1 protein-coding gene is annotated in these 2,784 nt (G+C 38.6%); it reads right to left on the bottom strand.

The window, feature by feature from the left end:
• Positions 1–2,784 (bottom strand): HYR-like domain-containing protein (locus ACM55G_RS14890; RefSeq protein WP_416844734.1); only part of this gene is annotated, 2,784 nt, incomplete at both ends.

The raw sequence follows: 2,784 nt of genomic DNA, 5'->3' as shown, positions 1-2,784 counted from the left end.
TTGCTGGCACAATTTCCGTTTGTTTTCACTTCATTGAAAGTCACTACAGGAGTTGCATCACAATTATCAGTAGCGGTTAAAGTAACTGCAGCAGGAACTGTAGCACATTCTGCGGTTGCATTGGCAGGAGCTTCGCTCAATACTGGAGCAGTTTTATCTTGAACGGTAATCAGTTGTGATTTAGAGGCCGTGTTTCCACAAACATCAGTTGCAGTCCAAGTTCTGGCGAGGGTATAGTTGCTGGCACAATTTCCGTTTGTTCTCACTTCATTGAAAGTCACTGCAGGAGTTGCATTACAATTATCAGTAGCGGTTAAAGTAGCTGCAGCAGGAACAGCAGCACATTCAGCGGTTACATTGGCAGGAGCTTCGCTTAATACCGGAGCAGTTTTGTCTTGAACGGTAATCAGTTGGGATTTAGAGGCCGTGTTTCCACAAACATCAGTTGCAGTCCAAGTTCTGGTAAGGGTATAGTTGCTTGCACAATTTCCGTTTGTTTTCACTTCATTGAAAGTCACTACAGGATTTGCATCACAATTATCAGTAGCGGTTAAAGTAGCTGCAGCAGGAACAGCAGCACATTCTGCGGTTGCATTGGCAGGAGCTTCGCTCAATACTGGAGCAGTTTTGTCTTGAATTTTTATTGTTTGAGTTGCTTTAGAAAAATTTCCACAGGCATCTGTTACAGTCCATATCCTTGTAATAACTTTATTGTTTGTACAAGAACTGGCGGGAGTCAGACAAACACTATTGAAATTTATACTGCCATTAACACTCGCTTGTTTTTTTGAATAAATAAACCAAGTTCCATTCATTGGTCCAGTAAGATTTTCAAAGTTTGGAACATAAGATGTTAACCCAGTAATTGTATTTGGAGAAGTTGTTCCTCCGTATGGTGTCATATTTTGATTTATTCCGCCTTGAATAAAATTAGCATTATTCCATTTGGTATAACCAGAGCTATTTGGATAAAATGTAGGTAAATACAATTCTTTAGTATTTGAGTTTGTATCATCACAATTTCCACCAGAACAATATGGACCAATTAATATTACTCCTTGTCCGCTTGGAGAAACTAAAGTGAATTCAGCTCTTCCTTTTCCTTGATTTGTTTCAAAAGATAAAGCGATTTTTTGAATATTACTTGCTGATAAATCATCAAATCCTGAAACACTAAAGAGAAAATAATTACCCTTTCCAGCATTTATTGATCCATTATTTTCTGTGATTCCAAAACATTCTGTATCGATATAAGTTGCTTTTGGATTTGAATCGCAAGTATCATTTATGTTAGTTACATCACCAGTTATAGTTGGGTTAGTATTTGCGATACAATTCTCACCACTATTTAATGTAATGTTTGCTGGTGGTATAAAAGTAGGGGTGGTTGTATCCGTTACATTGATAGTTTGTGAAGCTGTAGATGAATTTCCACAAGCATCTGAAGCGGTCCAGGTTCTAGTTACAGAATAGTACCCTGCACATTGACCATTTGTAGTTACATCTGCAAAAGTCAAGGTTACAGACGAAGAACAATTATCTGTTGCTGTTGCAATAGCAAATGCAGGTATTGCAGGACAAGAAATTGTCGAAGCAGACGGCAAGGAAGCGATAACCGGAGCGGTTTTATCTTGAACGGTAATGGTTTGACTTACTGTTGTGCTATGATTACCACTTGTATCAGTAGCGTCCCAAGTGATTGTTCTAGTGTATATGTTTGCACAACTACCAGGTATTGTTATATCAGACACAACATTAATAGCTACTGGTCCGCAAGAATCAATTGCTGTTGGAACTGTGAACACAGGATTTGAAGGACAATTGATTGTTGCGTCAGTGACAGCTGCATTAATCACCGGGGCATCATCATCATTGATTGTTACTTTTTGAGTACAAGTAGCGATTTTTCCGGCACCATCTGTTGCGGTCCATGTCACGATTGTTACTCCAATTGGGAAAGCGGCAGGGGCGTTATTGGTTATGGTAACAGAAGGATCACAATTGTCAGTTGCAGTTGCAGTTCCTATTGCACCAACATACGTACAAGCCGTGCTGGTTCCGATATTGAAATCTACAGGACAAGTAATCACCGGGGCATCATCATCATTGATTGTTACTTTTTGAGTACAAGTAGCAATTTTTCCGGCATTATCTGTTGCGGTCCATGTCACGATTGTTACTCCAATTGGGAAAGCGGCAGGGGCGTTATTGGTTATGGTAACAGAAGGATCACAATTGTCAGTTGCAGTTGCAGTTCCTATTGCACCAACATACGTACAAGTCGTGTTGGTTCCGATATTGAAATCTACAGGACAAGTAATCACAGGGGCAGTAGTGTCTGCAATATTTATTATAATATTTCCTGTATCACAATTGTTTGAATTGACAACTTGACATATTTTATATACTAAAGTATATTGTCCAACAGAAAGTCCATTGACTGTAATATCTCCGTTAGTTGTGTTTAAGGATATGTTTGAATTTTCACCAGATTCTAAAGTAATGGTCACGTTACTTGCATTAAATGCAATATCGTTTAAAGTATCATTAGTTAAAATATTACCAAGAGTACCATTTGTAGAACATGTTGAATTATAAGTATCATTAACCGCATCAATAATCGGTGCAGTTACGGTTACCGAAACGGTAGCCTGATGGCAATTAGTGGGATTAAGAATTTCACAGATTTTGTATACCAAAGAATAAGTTCCTGCAGGCGTACCTGAAGCAACTAGCACATCGGTACCAGAAAGTGTCAGACCATCATTAGTCTTAGAAACAAAA

The sequence above is a fragment of the Flavobacterium algoriphilum genome (assembly GCF_048158655.1).
GTDB classification, from domain to species: domain Bacteria; phylum Bacteroidota; class Bacteroidia; order Flavobacteriales; family Flavobacteriaceae; genus Flavobacterium; species Flavobacterium algoriphilum.
The sequence above is the reverse complement of the archived record's forward strand: the minus strand, read 5'-3'. Positions and strand labels throughout refer to the sequence as shown.